The organism is Streptomyces sp. NPDC001634, assembly GCF_040298185.1.
GTDB lineage: Bacteria > Actinomycetota > Actinomycetes > Streptomycetales > Streptomycetaceae > Streptomyces.
Genome location: NZ_JBEOZU010000043.1, coordinates 47,023 through 61,208, shown reverse-complemented (window position 1 = coordinate 61,208; position 14,186 = coordinate 47,023). Strand labels below are relative to the sequence as shown.

Below are 14,186 nucleotides of genomic sequence, written 5' to 3'. Positions count from 1 at the left end.
TGGGGTCCTGCTGCCTACTGTGGAGCGAGCAACGCCCTGCTCGTGAGGAACGCGATGTCCGACAGCTCCGCCCCGCCGCACCCGCCGGGAACCAGCCGCAGCACCTCGGCGACCATCCAGCCGAACATCCTGCGTTACCTCGCCCTGGTGGCCGACGGGTACGGCGTCGACCTCCAGCCCCTGCTGGCGCAGGTGGGCCTGGACGAGGCGGTGATGCGCTCGGCCGCGCTGCGCGTCTCCTACCGGCAGGGCAGCGCCGTCATCCGGCGGGCGGTGGAACTCACGGGTGACGAGCATCTGGGCCTGCGGGTGGGAGCCGCGCAGCACCTCACCGCATGGGGGCTCCTGGGGTTCGCCCAGATGGCCTCCGACACCTTGCGGGACGCCATCGAGACCGGCGTGCGCTACCAGAACCTCTCCGGAGCGATGGTGGTCTGGTCGGCGACGGCGGAGGACGCCGGCTATGTGCTGCGGGCCGAACTGCCCGACCCCGCCCTCGATCCGGCGGTCGCCGTCTTCCTGGCCGAGGAGGCGTTCGCCAGCGTCGTCACGCTCACCCGGCTGAGCTGCGGTCCCGAGTTCGCCCCGCAGAGCGTCGAGTTCGCCTTTCCGGCGCCGCGCGACACACGCCCCTTCAGCGAACTGTTCCGCTGCCCGGTGCGCTTCGGCACGGCCGGCAACCGCATGGTGTTCCCCGCGCCGTGGATTCACCGGTCCATGCCGGGCCGCGACCCCGTCACCTGTGCCGAAGTGCTGGAACTGCTGGAGCAGCAGACGACGTCCCGTCGCGATCAGCAGGACCTGCTGGAGGTGCTGGAGATCTCCATCGCGCAGAGCCTCCCGCAGGTTCCCTCCTTCATCGAGCAGGCCCGCCGACATGCCTCCAGCGAGCGCACGCTGCGCCGGCGTCTCGCCGAGTGCGGTACCACCTACGAGGCGGTCGTCGACGGGGTGCGCCGCGAGCGGGTCGAACAGCTCTTGCGGCGGCGGGAACTGACGCTGCGTGACATCGGCCGGAGGGCGGGCTTCTCCGATGTGCGCGCGCTGCGGCGGGCGGTGCACCGGTGGCACGGCATGACTCCGCTGCAGCTGCGCGAGCAGGCCCTGGAGCAGAACGGGATCATCGGCGGCTGAGCGCGGGAAGGCGCGATCAGCGGGTGCGGATCCAGACCGTCTTCTGTCTGGTCCACTGCTCGAAGGCGGTGGTGGACTTCTCCGCGCCGCCGAATCCGGACTGCTTCCAGCCGCCGAAGGGGGTGGTGATGTCGCCCTCGCTGTAGGCGTTGACGGAGACCACTCCGGCCTGGATGCCGCGGGACAGGCGCAGGGCGGTGTCCAGGTCGCGGGTCCAGACGGAGGCGGCGAGACCGTACTCGGTGGCGTTCGCCAGCCGGATCGCTTCCTCTTCGGTGGTGAACGTCCGGACGGTGACGACCGGCCCGAACAGCTCACGGGTCATGACCTTGCTGTCCTCGGGTGCCGCGGTGACGATCGTCGGCGGGTAGTAGGCGCCGTGCGGGTGCAGGCCCTGGGGCAGGCCGGCGGTGTGGGCCCGCGCGCCGGAGGCGACGGCTTCGTCCACGGCGGCGGCGATCCGGTCCCGGGCCGTGCGGCTGATCAGAGGTCCCATGCGTGTCTCCGGCCTGGCCGGATCTCCGACGACCAGTGCCTCGGCCGCGGTCGTGAACCGGTCCAGGACCTCGTCGCCGATGTCCCGGTGGACGAGGATGCGGGAGCCGGCCGTGCAGTTCTGGCCCATCGTCAGGAACGCGGCCTCGATCATGTTGTCGATCAGTTCGTCGCCGAAGCCGAGCGCGTCGGCCATCAGGATCTGAGGACTCTTGCCGCCCATCTCCAGGGAGACCCTTTTGAAGTTGGTCTCCGCGGCGTCGGCCAGGATGCGGCGCCCGGTGGCGGTGGAGCCCGTGAACGACAACGCGCCCACCAGCGGATCACGGGCGAGGGCGGTGCCCGCGACAGGGCCGTGGCCGGGGAGCACCGTGAGCACGTCGGCCGGAAGGCCCGCCTCCGATGCCAGGTCGGCGAGGTGCAGGGCGGACCGGGGGGTGGCCTCTGCGGGTTTGAGCAGCAGGCAGTTGCCCGCGGCGAGCGCGGGACCCACCTTCCATGCGGCCATCGCCAAGGGGTAGTTCCACGGCAGGATCGCGGCGGTGACTCCGACGGGTTCCCGGCTCACCAGCCCGAGGTGCTCGTGCCCGGTCGGGGCCAGGCGCCCGAAGAGTTTGTCGGCCGCCTCCGCGAACCATCGGATCGATTCGATCGCCCCCGGGACGTCGCCGGTCCGGCATTCGGTGATCGGTTTGCCCGCGTCCTCGCTGTCCAGCCGGGCGAGGAGGTCGGCGTCGCGTTCCATGAGGTCGGCCAGGCGCAGCAGCACTGCAGCGCGCTCGCGCGGTGCCCGCCGGGCCCAGGTCCCGCCATCGAACACCCGCTGCGCCCGCGCCGACGCCTCCGCGACATCGCGCGCGCTCGCGGCGGGCAGCGTGGTGATCGTCTCGCCGGTCGCGGGGTTGACGACGCGCAGTGCTTCCGTGGTCGTTGCGTTCATGCTTCCTCCACCAGTTCCCAGCGGCCGTCGGTCCGCCGTGCCAGCCCTCGGCGGCGCAGATCCTCCAGGTAGCGGGCCATGCCGCGCTCGCCGCGCCTGCGGAACAGCGGGAAGAGCCTGGGCAGCAGGTTCGGTGCCAGCATCGCGATCCGTACCAGCCAGGACTCGCCGGGGCGCGGGTACGCCTCCAGGCGTGGCCTGTCCAGCAGGCTCACGGCTGCGGCCACGACATCGGCCGGCTGTTGCGGCGGGTCCTGGAACTGCATGGAGTTTCCGCCGTCCACGGCCTCCTGGCGCAGCATGCGGGTGTCGGTCGCCGAGGGCAGCACGGACCCGGCCCGGATGCCCTTGTCCCGCAGATCCAGTGCGATGGCGAGCATCGCTCCGCGCAGCCCGAACTTCGAAGCGGTGTAGATGGGGGTCTCCCCGAGCGGGAAGATCCCGCCGAGGGAGACCGTCGTGATCACCCGGGGGTCGCCGGAGGCCCTCAGCAGCGGGATGGCGATGCGCGTTGTGACCAACGGGGAGAGCAGGTTGAGGTCGATCTCCCGCTCGATGCTCTCTACGCTGCGCACGTCGAACCGTTCGGCACTGGTCATGCCGACGTTGTTGACCAGGACGTCCAGACGGCCGTGGGTGGTGGCGACGTGGTCGAAGAGCTGTTCCACCGCTGTGCGGTCCAGCAGGTCGACCCCGATGCCCGTGTGGCCCGTACCCGGAAGTCCGGCGGCGACGAGTTCGGCGCGCCTCTCGTCGATGTCGACGACCACGCAGTGGGCACCGCCGGAGGCGAAGCGGTGGCACAGCGCACTGCCGATGCCGCCCGCACCGCCCGTCACGGCGATGACCTTGTCCCGGAAGTCGTACGTCATGACGCCACCGCCTGCTGCCGGACCTGCGTGACACACGGCGGCAGGCCTTCCGTGCGCCAGCCCATCTCGGCCGCGGCCTTCGCGAGGTACTTCGCGAAGGCCGCGCTGTCGACGTAACCGGTGTGGCGTGGCGAGTCGACGAACTTCAGGCCACTGGACAGGTCGGGCCGGTCGCTGCGGATCATTCGGGAGAATCGCTCTGCGGTCGGCAGGCCCAGCACCGTGTCCTGGATGAACCCGGCGATCAACTGCGCCTGAGTGTCGAAGAGTTGGTAGGCGCCTGAGTTCGTCTCCACGAAGCCGACGCCGAACAGCCCCTCGTGTTCCCTGGAAAAGGCCGACAGGTACAGATCCGGGTGCTGTTCACTGCCGAAGTACCGCTGGGCGACCGGAACCTTGTGGACGTACCCGGTCGCCAGCAGGATCAGGTCGAAGTCGTCGCTGGTGCCGTCGGTGAAGTGGACCGTCCTGCCGTCGGCGTGGGCGATCCCGGGCCTGGCCGCGATGTCGCCGTGCTGAAGGTGGTGGATCAGCATCGAGTTGATGGCGGGGTGGGTCTCGAAGAGCTTGTGGTCCGGTTTCTGCAGGCCGAGCCGGCGCGGATCGCCGTTGATGAGCCGCAGGATGGCACCGAAGAGTTTCTGCTGCAGCCACATCGGCAGGTGCGGTCCATGGGCGGCGATCGTGTCCACCGGCCGTCCGAAAAGGTGCTTGGGTATGAACCAGTAGCCACGGCGCATGCTGATCACCGCATGGTCGGCGGCACGGGCCGCGTCACAGGCGATGTCGCACCCGGAGTTCCCGGCGCCCACGACGAGCACCCGCTTGCCGCGCAGTTCATCGCTGCTCCGGTAGGTGAGGGTGTGGCGGATCTCCCCGGTGAAGTTCCCCGGAAGATCCGGGATGTTGGGGTGCCACTGCGCGCCGGTGCACACGACAACCCGCCCGTGCACGCTCTCCCGCCCGTCGGACCGGACGACCGTCCAGGTACCGTCCGCGTTCTTCACCACGTCGCGGACTTCCACTCCGAACTCGATCCGGTCCATCAGTCCGTACGACTCCGCGAACGACGTCAGGTAGGAAAGGATCTGCCGGTGCGACGGATAGTCCGCGAAATGATCCGGCATCGGAAATCCACCGAATCCGGAGAGCGTCCTGCTGGAAATGAAATGGGCCGACTCGTACATGGGGCTGCCGGGGTTGTCGATGTCCCACAGGCCTCCCGGCCCGGAGTGGCGTTCGACATGGGTATAGGGAAGATTTCGCTCCGCCAGCGCCCTCGCGACCGCCAGACCCGCAGGTCCCGCGCCGACCACACACGTGTCGTACTTGTTTTCCTCCACGGGGTCGCCTCCTTTCGCCTCACACCTCGCAGGGATTGCCGGAAACCTATGCACCCGGTGTTCGGCGGGAACTGACCTGCGCGGCCACGCAGGGGACCGTGGCGGCCACACGACGGCCGCCCGGCGGGCTTCTGCCCGACGAGCGGGACCCCTCACGCCTCATGGGTCGAGGCCTCCTCGCTTCACCAGCCGGCTTGCGATCACGTTCCGCTGGATCTCGTTCGTGCCTTCACCGACGATCATCAGCGGCGCTTCTCTGAAGTAGCGTTCCACGTCGAACTCGGTGGAGTAGCCGTAACCTCCGTGGATACGGACGGCGTTGAGGTCGATCTGCATGGCCGTCTCGGAGGCGAACAGCTCGGCCATCCCCGCCTCCATGTCCACGCGCCGTCCCGCTTCCGCCTCGTGCGCCGCGTAGAGGGTGAGCCGGCGCGCCGCGGTCAGCGAAGTGGCCATGTCCGCCAGGTAGTTGCCGATCGACTGTTGCTGCCGGATCGGCTTGCCGAACGACTCCCGCTCCTGCGCGTACGCCAGAGCGTCCTCCAGTGCCGCCCGCCCCACGCCCAGTGGACGGGCGGCAACCTGGAGCCGACCGGCCTCCAGGCACTTCATCATCTGCGCGCCGCGGTGGGGACCGGGCCGCCGCCGTCGGGGATCCAGCGGCCCGTGTCGCGCCACTTGACCGCCTCGTGGAAGCCGTGGGTCGCGGCGAACTCCTGGAACCAGCGGCCCTCCGGCGAGTGCCGGGTGATGCCGTCGAACGACGTGGCGAGGATCTGGGTGCCGTGCAGCCCCATGTTGCCGTACGCCTGATTGATCATCAGTTTCTGCATGGCCAGCTGGTTCACCGGCATACCGGCACACTGGCCGTCCGGTCGGCCAGCGTCGCGACGCGTGCGTCCAGTTCGTCGGCCGGTGTGGCGTCCAGCACCAGTCCCCAATCGGCGGCCGTACGTCCGTCGACGGTGAGCAGCATGCGCTTGGCGGGTTCGGCGCCCAGTCGGTACACCCACATCGCCGTGGTCGGGCAGCCTCACACCCGCGCGGGCATGTAGCCGATCCGGGCGTCCTCCGCCATGATCACGACGTCGCAGGAGAGCGCGATGTCGCTGCCGCCGGCGACCGCATGGCCGTGCACCTTGGCGATGGCGGGCTTCAGCGACCGCCACAACGAGAAATAGTCGCCGGTGAACCGCTTCATCATCGTGAAGACCGCTTCATCATCGTGAAGTCCTGGGTCGGGTCCCACACCCCGTCCCGGTACCGGAGCCCTGGGTGCCCTGCCCGTCCTCCGCGTAGATCTTCAGGTCGTACCCCGAACAGAAGGCCCGCCCCGCTCCCTGCAGCACGATGACCTGGACCTCCGGGTCGGCGCCCGCACGCCGTACCGCCGCGGCGAGTTCGCCGGGCATACGGGGGTCGACCGCGTTGAGCCGGTCGGGCCGGTTCAGGGTCGGATACGCCGTGCGGTCCTTCACCACGTACAGCACGGCGGGCTGTGCCCTGCGTCTGGCCGTCTGCGGCATGTGCGGCCGGCCGGACGCCTCTGACTTCTGACACGGGCGCGCCCGCCGAACCACCACCACGGTGGTGAAAAGATCAGCGGCGCGGGCCCTCGTACGGGATATCCGCGTGCGCTCGGACGACATGGTGCCAGTCGTTCACGGAGTACTGATGAACGGGATTTCCGGTTGCCTCGAATATCGCCAGCTGATCCGCGATCCAGGGGTCGAGCATCGCCAGCTGGCCCGCAACCCACGGGTCGGGGTGGGTATGCGCACCCTGGCGCTCGACCACAGCGACCCGGGCCGGGGTGTGGGCGTTCACCTGCTGGGTGGCCGCAGTCGCGGAGCCGCTGGCGGCAAGGAGGGCACCTCCGACGAGCGCGGCGGAAACTCCCGTGGTCGCGATACGCCGCATGAGCTTCTTCATGATCTTTCCTCCTTGCACAGTTCATCGTTCTTTGGTTGTGAACGATGGAAGCCGCCGTTTTCTTTCGGCGCGATTCAAGCTACGCAATTCGACGTGGTTGAACAATAAACTACCCCAGTGAGACATATCACCGAAAGGCTCGGAATACCGGAATGGGCGAGCGCGGCGCCGACAGCCTCGCGGGCGCAGCACGTCGGCACCCGGGCTCCGAGGACCGTGCGGCAGGGGGCGAACCAGGGACCGCTCGGAGGGCCGAAGCAGCGTGGGGTTAGCATATGAGCGCCGCCTAGCTCGAAAGATAAATCTGTGACTGTCAACGAGGACTCGTTCACCAACTGGAAGAACCGCGAGGAGATCGCGGAGTCGATGATCCCGATCATCGGGAAGCTGCACCGGGAGCGGGACGTCACGGTCCTGCTGCACAGCCGCTCCTTGGTGAACAAGTCGGTCGTCAGCATCCTCAAGACCCACCGGTTCGCCCGGCAGATCGCCGGCGAGGAACTCTCGGTCACCGACACGCTGCCGTTCCTGCAGGCTCTGACCACGCTCGATCTCGGCCCTTCCCAGATCGACATCGGCATGCTCGCCGCGACATACAACACCGACGACCGCGGTCTGTCGGTGGAGGAGTTCACCGCCGAGGCCGTTGCCGGCGCCACGGGCGCCAACAAGATCGAGCGCGGCGAGGGCCGCGACGTAGTCCTCTACGGATTCGGCCGCATCGGCCGTCTTGTCGCCCGCCTGCTGATCGAGAAGTCCGGCTCGGGCAACGGTCTGCGACTGCGCGCCATCGTCGTGCGCGGGGGCGGCGGCCGGGCCGATGGGGACCTCGTCAAGCGCGCCTCGCTGCTGCGCCGTGACTCCATCCACGGCCAGTTCCAGGGCACGATCACCGTTGACGAGGCGAACAGCACGATCACAGCCAACGGCAACGAGATCAAGGTGATCTACGCCGACGACCCGACCTCGGTGGACTACACGGCGTACGGCATCAAGGACGCCATCCTCATCGACAACACGGGCAAGTGGCGCGACCGCGAGGGCCTGTCGAAGCACCTGCGCCCCGGCATCGACAAGGTGGTCCTGACCGCGCCGGGCAAGGGCGATGTCCCCAACATCGTCCATGGCGTCAACCACGACACCATCAAGCCGGACGAGCAGATCCTGTCGTGCGCGTCCTGCACCACCAACGCGATCGTGCCGCCGCTGAAGGCCATGGAGGACGAGTTCGGCGTACTCCGCGGGCACGTGGAGACCGTTCACTCGTTCACCAACGACCAGAACCTGCTGGACAATTACCACAAGTCCGAGCGCCGCGGCCGTTCGGCGCCGCTCAACATGGTCATCACGGAGACCGGTGCCGCCTCGGCCGTCGCCAAGGCCCTGCCCGACCTCAAGGCGAAGATCACCGGCAGCTCGATCCGCGTCCCGGTGCCGGACGTCTCGATCGCGATCCTCAACCTGCAGCTCGCGCGCGAGACCACCCGCGAAGAGGTCCTCGACTACCTCCGCAATGTGTCGCTGACCTCGCCGCTCAAGCGCCAGATCGACTTCATCAGCGCCCCCGACGCGGTCTCGAGCGACTTCATCGGCTCACGCCACGCCTCCATCGTCGACGCGGGTGCGACCAAGGTCGAGGGCGACAACGCGATCCTCTACCTGTGGTACGACAACGAGTTCGGCTACTCCTGCCAGGTCATCCGCGTCGTCCAGCATGTGTCCGGGGTGGAGTACCCGACCTACCCGGCGCCGGCGGTCTGAGCCGGGCAGGTTCACTCGCCGTAGTCCGCAGCGACAGGCCGGACCTCCGTCGCAAGATGCATGAATGCCGCCCATCAGAGTCCTGGTGGGCGGCATTCATGTTCGCTTGGTTCCGCCTTGGCTACGGAATCTCTTGTTCGGCCCGGATGACCTTTCCTCCGGCCGTGTACCGAGCACCCCGACGATGGGCGAGCTGGGCCACGAGAAACAGGCCACGGCCTGCTTCGTCCGTGCTCCGGGCATGCCGCAGCCGAGGGGCGGTACTGCTGGCATCGGCGACCTCGCAGGTGAGGCGGGCGTCGTGCAACAGTCGCAGCCGTATGGGCGGTGCGGCGTAGGGGATCGCATGGGTGACCAGCTCACTCACGATGAGCTCCGTAGTCACGGCCAGTTCCTCGAATCCCACGCCGTCACCTGGCGAGTCGCCCGGGCTCGGACGTCACCGACGGCGGCCGGGTCCAGGGGCGCATCCCACGACACGACGTGGTCGGCACCCGTGAGTGCGTGCGCGCCAGGAGAAGGGCGATGTCGTCGAGTTGTACGTCGCCGAGCCGGGACAGACCCAGGTCCATATCGCAGTCGGCGCCCTCGATGAGGCCGTCGGTGCAGAGACCGAACAGGCTGTTCTCGGCGATAATGATCCACGGCTCCTGGATCCCCGACACGGCCCTCGACGCCACCCAGCGCTGACCGGTCAGCACCGTGCCCCGGGTAACGAGCAACCGCTCGGTACCCGGGGCACTGTGATGACGGCCCATGAAGCGGCCGTCATTCATCCGAACCGCTGCCCCGCCGGACAGCTCGGTGGCGGGCCGGCCGAGGCGTTGCGGGTCGACCGCCGCCAGAGCGGATTACGCGATCTCGACGAGGAGATCGCCGCCCTCCACCTGCTGGATCCGGTTGATGGCGAGCCGGGACACCCTTCCCGCCCTCGGGGCGGTGATCGTGGCTTCCATCTTCATCGCCTCGATGGTGGCCACCGTGGCGCCTGCCTCCACCTCGTCGCCCTCGGCCACCGCGAGCGTCACCACGCCGGCGAACGGCGCCGCCACATGGCCGGGGTTGGCCCGGTCCGCCTTCTCCGTCACCGGTACGTCGGAGGCCGCCGCCCGGTCGCGAACCTGGATGGGCCGCAGCTGGCCGTTCAGGGTGGACATCACCGTGCGCATGCCCCGCTCGTCGGCCTCGCCGACGGCCTGCAGTTCGATGAGGAGCCGTACACCGGGCTCCAGATCGACCGCGTACTCCTTGCCCGGACGCAGGCCGTAGAAGAAGTCCTTGCTGTCCAGCACGCTGGTGTCGCCGTAGGCCTGACGGTGGGTCTCGAAGTCGCGCGTCGGGCCGGGGAACAGCAGCCGGTTGAGCGTCGAACGGCGGGACTTCTCCAGGCCCGTACGGTCCTCGGCGGTCAGCTGCTGCACGGGCTTGGCGTCGGCGCGGCCCCGGAGCGCCTTGGTGCGGAACGGCTCCGGCCAGCCACCGGGCGGGGTGCCCAGCTCGCCGCGCAGGAAGCCGATGACGGAGTCGGGGATGTCGTACCGGTCAGGCGTCGCCTCGAAGTCCTCCGGCGCCACTCCTGCGCCGACCAGGTGCAGGGCGAGGTCGCCGACCACCTTGGAGGACGGGGTGACCTTGACCAGACGGCCCAGGATGCGGTCGGCGGCGGCGTACATCGCCTCGATGGCCTCGAAGCGGTCGCCGAGTCCCAGCGCGACCGCCTGGGTGCGAAGGTTGGACAGCTGGCCACCGGGGATCTCGTGGTGGTAGACGCGTCCGGTCGGCGAGGCCAGGCCGGCCTCGAACGGCGCGTAGATCCTGCGGACGCTCTCCCAGTACGGCTCCAGGTTCCCGACCGCCTGGAGGTCCAGCCCGGTGGGCCGCTCGGAGTGGTCGGTCGCGGCCACGATCGCCGACAGTGACGGCTGCGACGTCGTGCCCGCCATCGATGCGACGGCGCCGTCGACCGCGTCCGCCCCGGCCTGGATCGCGGCGAGGTAGGTGGCGAGCTGGCCTCCCGCGGTGTCGTGGGTGTGCAGGTGCACCGGCAGGTCGAACTCGCGGCGCAGCGCCGACACCAGCTGTGCGGCGGCCGGGGCCCGCAGCAGTCCGGCCATGTCCTTGACGGCCAGGACATGGGCACCGGCCTGCACGATCTGCTCGGCCAGGCGGAGGTAGTAGTCCAGCGTGTACAGACGCTCGTTCGGGTCGGACAGGTCGGAGGTGTAGCACAGGGCGACCTCGGCGACTGCCGTTCCGGTCTCCCGTACGGCGTCGATGGCGGGCCGCATCTGGCTGACGTCGTTGAGCGCGTCGAAGATCCGGAAGATGTCGACGCCGGTGGCGGCGGCCTCCTGAACGAAGGAGTCGGTCACTTCGGTCGGGTACGGCGTGTAGCCGACGGTGTTGCGGCCACGCAGCAGCATCTGCAGACAGATGTTGGGCACCGCCTCGCGCAGCGCCGCCAGGCGCTCCCAGGGGTCCTCGGCGAGGAAGCGCAGGGCGACGTCGTAGGTGGCGCCGCCCCAGCACTCCAGGGACAGCAGTTCGGGCAGGGTCCGCGCCACGACAGGGGCGACGGCGAGGAGGTCCTTGGTGCGCACCCGGGTCGCGAGCAGCGACTGGTGGGCGTCGCGGAACGTGGTGTCGGTGACGCCGATGGTCGGCGACTCGCGCAGCCATCGGGCGAAGCCCTCCGGGCCGAGTTCGACGAGCCGCTGCCGGGAGCCCGCGGGCGGTTCGGTGGTGGTCAGGCCGGGCAGCTTGGTGACCGGTTCGATCAGCTCGGGCCGCTCGCCGTGCGGCTTGTTCACCGTGACATCGGCAAGGTAGGTGAGCAGCTTGGTGCCACGGTCGGCGGAGTGGCGCGCGGTGAGCAGGTGCGGGCGCTCTTCGATGAAGGACGTGGTGACCCGTCCTGCCTGGAAGTCGGGGTCGTCGAGCACGGCTTGCAGGAAGGGGATGTTCGTGGCCACGCCGCGGATGCGGAACTCGGCCACGGCACGCCGGGCCCGGCCGATCGCGGCCTTGAAGTCCCGGCCGCGGCAGGTGAGCTTCACGAGCATCGAGTCGAAGTGTGCGCTGATCTCCGTGCCCGCGTGCGTGGTACCGCCGTCCAGGCGGATGCCCGAGCCGCCCGGCGAGCGGTAGGCGCTGATCCTGCCGGTGTCCGGACGGAACCCGTTGGCCGGGTCCTCGGTGGTGATACGGCACTGCAGGGCGGCACCGCGCAGGGTGATCGTCTCCTGCGACAGACCGAGGTCGGCCAGCGTCTCGCCGGACGCGATGCGCAGCTGGGCCTGGACCAGGTCGACGTCGGTGACCTCCTCGGTCACGGTGTGCTCGACCTGGATGCGCGGGTTCATCTCGATGAAGACGTGGTTGCCGTCGCGGTCGAGCAGGAACTCGACGGTGCCCGCGTTGCGGTAGCCGATCTCCCGGGCGAACCGCACCGCGTCCGCACAGATCCGCTCCCGCAGCGCCGGATCGAGGTTCGGTGCGGGCGCCAGTTCGATCACCTTCTGGTGGCGGCGCTGCACCGAGCAGTCACGCTCGAACAGGTGGATGATGTTGCCGTGTCCGTCCGCGAGGATCTGCACCTCGATGTGGCGCGGATCGACGACGGCCTTCTCCAGGAAGACGGTGGGGTCGCCGAACGCGGACGCCGCTTCGCGGGAAGCCGCCTCGATGGACTCGCGCAGCGCGGCCGGGTCCTCGACGCGGCGCATACCGCGCCCGCCGCCACCGGCGACCGCCTTGACGAACACGGGGAAGCCGATGTCCTCGGCGGCACGGACCAGTTCGTCGACGTCGGTCGAGGGGGCGGAGGAGCCGAGCACCGGCACTCCGGCCGCGCGGGCGGCGGCCACCGCACGGGCCTTGTTCCCCGTCAGTTCGAGGGTCTGGGCGCTCGGCCCGACGAACGTGATGCCCGACTCCTCGCAGGCGCGGGCAAGTTCGGGATTCTCGGACAAGAAGCCGTACCCCGGGTACACCGCGTCCGCTCCTGCCCGGCGCGCCGCACCGACGATCTCCTCGACGGAGAGATAGGCCCGCACGGGGTGCCCCGGCTCGCCGATCTCATAGGCTTCGTCTGCCTTCAGCCGGTGCAGCGAGTTGCGGTCCTCGTGGGGGAAGACGGCGACTGTTCGTGCGCCCAGCTCATACCCGGCGCGGAATGCGCGAATCGCGATCTCGCCACGGTTGGCGACCAGCACCTTGCGGAACATCCTGGATTCCCTTCAGCCCGTCGGCGACGAACACCATGGTGTCGGCTACGCACCTGCCGTGCCACGCGGCAACGTTAGGGGGGGCTGGTGGCTTACTGAAGGCGGAAAACATCACATTGACATCGTCGTGCCTCATTGCATCGAACCGATCAGGACCTGCCTGCCCTTCATCATCTTCGGCCAGTGCGTCATCCAGAACTGCGGGCTCCGCCACAGCACATACCGGCCCGGACGCGATCACGTAACCGAAGACTCGGACTACTGCTCCGCGTTCAACTGTCCGGGTCCGCATTCACCGCCCTGCGCATCCACACCGTGGCCCGCCCGCTGCGAGCCCGCCGGCTGGTCAGCGTTCGTATGTGCCCACGAGCGTGCCGCTCGCCAGTTCCCTGCCCTTCGCCGCCCGGTGCACTACGTCGGAAGTGGGCCGGCCCTGCAGGGGAAGGGACTCCGACACGGCCCACAGGCGGAAGAAGTAGCGGTGCGGCCCATGCCCCGGCGGAGGCATCGGACCGCCCCAGCCCGTCCGGCCGAAACCATTGGGCCACTCCTGGCCACCGGGAGGCGGCTCCCCCTCCGCCGCACCGGTACTCCCCGGATCGATACCGGTGACCAGCCAGTGCAGGAACGTCCCGCCCGGGGCATCAGGGTCCTCGCAGAGCAGAACCAACTCCGACGTACCGTCCGGCACCGCCGACCAGGTCAGCGGTGGCGAGACGTTGTCGCCCTCCCCGCTGTGACGTCGGGGGATCGCCTGATGGTCGCCGAACGCCACGCTCCTGAGCTCAATTCCAGTCATACGCGCGGCCCTACCCGGAACAGCGCGGCCCGCACCGGCCCAGGTCGGCCAAACACCCCATTGGCCGAGTACGCCGGCCGGCGCACCGGGAATCTGTAGGACGGGCCTGATACGGAGCACAAGATGCCGACGAGAATTCTGCTCGAGGGACGCCCCGGCGCGGGCAAAACGACCGTGGTCCGCCGACTGGCCGCGCTCCTGCGCACCCGTAGGGTCCTCGGCTTCACCACGGAGGAGATCCGGCACGGCGGTACCCGGAGCGGTTTCGCGCTGGAAACACTGGAGGGCGGTGGGCGAGCCGTGCTCGCCCATGTCGACTTCCCGGGACCACCGCGGGTGGGCCGGTACGGCGTCGATCTGGGCGTCATGGAACGACTCGCGCTGCCGCCGCTCAGGTCAGCGGCAGCGGCAGCGGCAGCGGCAGCGGCAGCGGAGCCTGTTCCTGGAGACCTCGTGCTGATCGACGAGCTCGGGCGCATGGAGCTGGCGTGCACCGCGTTCCAGGACACGGTCCGGCGCCTGTTCGAGTCCGACATCGACATCGTCGCCACGGTCCACGCGCACAGTGACCCGTTCACCGACGCCCTCAAACAGCGCCCTGACATCACACTCGTCCAAGTGACCCGTGCCAGTCGGGACGCCCTGCCCGGGGAACTGGCAGCCCGGCTCGAGGGTCCATGACAT

Annotated in this window: 13 protein-coding genes and 2 pseudogenes; 3 read left to right on the top strand and 12 right to left on the bottom strand. The window is 69.2% G+C overall.

All coding sequences use genetic code 11. The features are described 5' to 3' along the window. Positions 1–54 precede the first annotated feature (54 nt). Positions 55–1,134 carry an AraC family transcriptional regulator gene (locus ABT186_RS26910; protein WP_351927231.1) on the top strand — a complete coding sequence of 360 codons (1,080 nt, stop codon included), beginning with the start codon at positions 55–57 and terminating at the stop codon, positions 1,132–1,134. Between the two features lie 16 nt (positions 1,135–1,150). Here the strand turns inward: ABT186_RS26910 and ABT186_RS26905 are convergent, their stop codons facing one another. The 9 genes and pseudogenes from ABT186_RS26905 to ABT186_RS26865 all read right to left on the bottom strand — a co-directional run bounded on the left by ABT186_RS26905 (position 1,151) and on the right by ABT186_RS26865 (position 6,716). Further along, on the bottom strand, positions 1,151–2,569 hold the full coding sequence (locus tag ABT186_RS26905) for an aldehyde dehydrogenase family protein (RefSeq protein WP_351232171.1): 1,419 nt from the start codon (positions 2,567–2,569) through the stop codon (positions 1,151–1,153). Beyond that, positions 2,566–3,441, bottom strand: a complete 876-nt coding sequence (locus ABT186_RS26900) for an SDR family NAD(P)-dependent oxidoreductase (RefSeq protein WP_351232169.1) — start codon at positions 3,439–3,441, stop codon at positions 2,566–2,568. Before ABT186_RS26900 ends, ABT186_RS26905 begins: the two co-directional genes overlap by 4 nt. Then, a complete protein-coding gene (locus tag ABT186_RS26895) occupies positions 3,438–4,784 on the bottom strand; it encodes a flavin-containing monooxygenase (RefSeq protein WP_351927229.1) in 1,347 nt (448 codons plus the stop codon). Before ABT186_RS26895 ends, ABT186_RS26900 begins: the two co-directional genes overlap by 4 nt. 159 nt (positions 4,785–4,943) lie before the next feature. Next, positions 4,944–5,405, bottom strand: a pseudogene (locus tag ABT186_RS26890) (acyl-CoA dehydrogenase family protein); the annotation flags it as partial. Continuing rightward, positions 5,396–5,638 (bottom strand): Clp protease/crotonase-like domain-containing protein, encoded by a 243-nt coding sequence (locus tag ABT186_RS26885; RefSeq protein WP_351236615.1) that lies wholly within the window; start codon positions 5,636–5,638, stop codon positions 5,396–5,398. The gene ABT186_RS26885 and the pseudogene ABT186_RS26890, both read right to left, overlap by 10 nt. Next, positions 5,629–5,793, bottom strand: coding sequence for a hypothetical protein (locus ABT186_RS26880; RefSeq protein ID WP_351927228.1), 165 nt, complete (start codon positions 5,791–5,793; stop codon positions 5,629–5,631). Before ABT186_RS26880 ends, ABT186_RS26885 begins: the two co-directional genes overlap by 10 nt. Positions 5,794–5,817: 24 nt before the next feature. After that, on the bottom strand, positions 5,818–5,988 hold the full coding sequence (locus ABT186_RS26875; protein ID WP_351927226.1) for an enoyl-CoA hydratase-related protein: 171 nt from the start codon (positions 5,986–5,988) through the stop codon (positions 5,818–5,820). A gap of 16 nt (positions 5,989–6,004) precedes the next feature. Further along, positions 6,005–6,310 carry an enoyl-CoA hydratase/isomerase family protein gene (locus tag ABT186_RS26870; protein WP_351236620.1) on the bottom strand — a complete coding sequence of 102 codons (306 nt, stop codon included), beginning with the start codon at positions 6,308–6,310 and terminating at the stop codon, positions 6,005–6,007. 73 nt (positions 6,311–6,383) lie between these two features. Further along, positions 6,384–6,716 carry a hypothetical protein gene (locus ABT186_RS26865; RefSeq protein WP_351236622.1) on the bottom strand — a complete coding sequence of 111 codons (333 nt, stop codon included), beginning with the start codon at positions 6,714–6,716 and terminating at the stop codon, positions 6,384–6,386. Between the two features lie 306 nt (positions 6,717–7,022). Between ABT186_RS26865 and ABT186_RS26860 the strand changes: the two genes are divergently transcribed. After that, positions 7,023–8,477: a glyceraldehyde-3-phosphate dehydrogenase gene (locus ABT186_RS26860; protein ID WP_351236624.1), complete on the top strand. Its 1,455-nt coding sequence runs from the start codon at positions 7,023–7,025 to the stop codon at positions 8,475–8,477. Positions 8,478–8,598: 121 nt separating this feature from the next. Here the strand turns inward: ABT186_RS26860 and ABT186_RS26855 are convergent. The 3 genes and pseudogenes from ABT186_RS26855 to ABT186_RS26845 all read right to left on the bottom strand — a co-directional run. Further along, positions 8,599–9,118 (bottom strand): annotated as a pseudogene (locus ABT186_RS26855) (ATP-binding protein); the annotation flags it as partial. Between the two features lie 210 nt (positions 9,119–9,328). Further along, the gene (locus ABT186_RS26850) at positions 9,329–12,703 is read right to left on the bottom strand and encodes a pyruvate carboxylase (protein ID WP_351927224.1); all 3,375 of its coding nucleotides are present in this window, start codon (positions 12,701–12,703) and stop codon (positions 9,329–9,331) included. 346 nt (positions 12,704–13,049) lie between these two features. Next, on the bottom strand, positions 13,050–13,502 hold the full coding sequence (locus ABT186_RS26845) for a YbhB/YbcL family Raf kinase inhibitor-like protein (RefSeq protein WP_351927222.1): 453 nt from the start codon (positions 13,500–13,502) through the stop codon (positions 13,050–13,052). Between the two features lie 123 nt (positions 13,503–13,625). Here ABT186_RS26845 and ABT186_RS26840 point away from each other — a divergent pair, with 123 nt between their 5' ends. Continuing rightward, entirely contained in the window at positions 13,626–14,183 is a 558-nt protein-coding gene (locus ABT186_RS26840; protein WP_351927220.1) for a nucleoside-triphosphatase, read from the top strand. Positions 14,184–14,186: the final 3 nt, after the last annotated feature.

Bases quoted from the DNA above. Each gene is read 5' to 3' on its own strand.
- ABT186_RS26910 (WP_351927231.1), top strand. From the start codon at position 55: ATGTCCGACAGCTCCGCCCCGCCGCACCCGCCGGGAACCAGCCGCAGC.
- ABT186_RS26905 (WP_351232171.1), bottom strand. From the start codon at position 2,569: ATGAACGCAACGACCACGGAAGCACTGCGCGTCGTCAACCCCGCGACC.
- ABT186_RS26900 (WP_351232169.1), bottom strand. From the start codon at position 3,441: ATGACGTACGACTTCCGGGACAAGGTCATCGCCGTGACGGGCGGTGCG.
- ABT186_RS26885 (WP_351236615.1), bottom strand. From the start codon at position 5,638: ATGCCGGTGAACCAGCTGGCCATGCAGAAACTGATGATCAATCAGGCG.
- ABT186_RS26875 (WP_351927226.1), bottom strand. From the start codon at position 5,988: ATGATGAAGCGGTTCACCGGCGACTATTTCTCGTTGTGGCGGTCGCTG.
- ABT186_RS26870 (WP_351236620.1), bottom strand. From the start codon at position 6,310: ATGCCGCAGACGGCCAGACGCAGGGCACAGCCCGCCGTGCTGTACGTG.
- ABT186_RS26865 (WP_351236622.1), bottom strand. From the start codon at position 6,716: ATGAAGAAGCTCATGCGGCGTATCGCGACCACGGGAGTTTCCGCCGCG.
- ABT186_RS26850 (WP_351927224.1), bottom strand. From the start codon at position 12,703: ATGTTCCGCAAGGTGCTGGTCGCCAACCGTGGCGAGATCGCGATTCGC.
- ABT186_RS26845 (WP_351927222.1), bottom strand. From the start codon at position 13,502: ATGACTGGAATTGAGCTCAGGAGCGTGGCGTTCGGCGACCATCAGGCG.
- ABT186_RS26840 (WP_351927220.1), top strand. From the start codon at position 13,626: ATGCCGACGAGAATTCTGCTCGAGGGACGCCCCGGCGCGGGCAAAACG.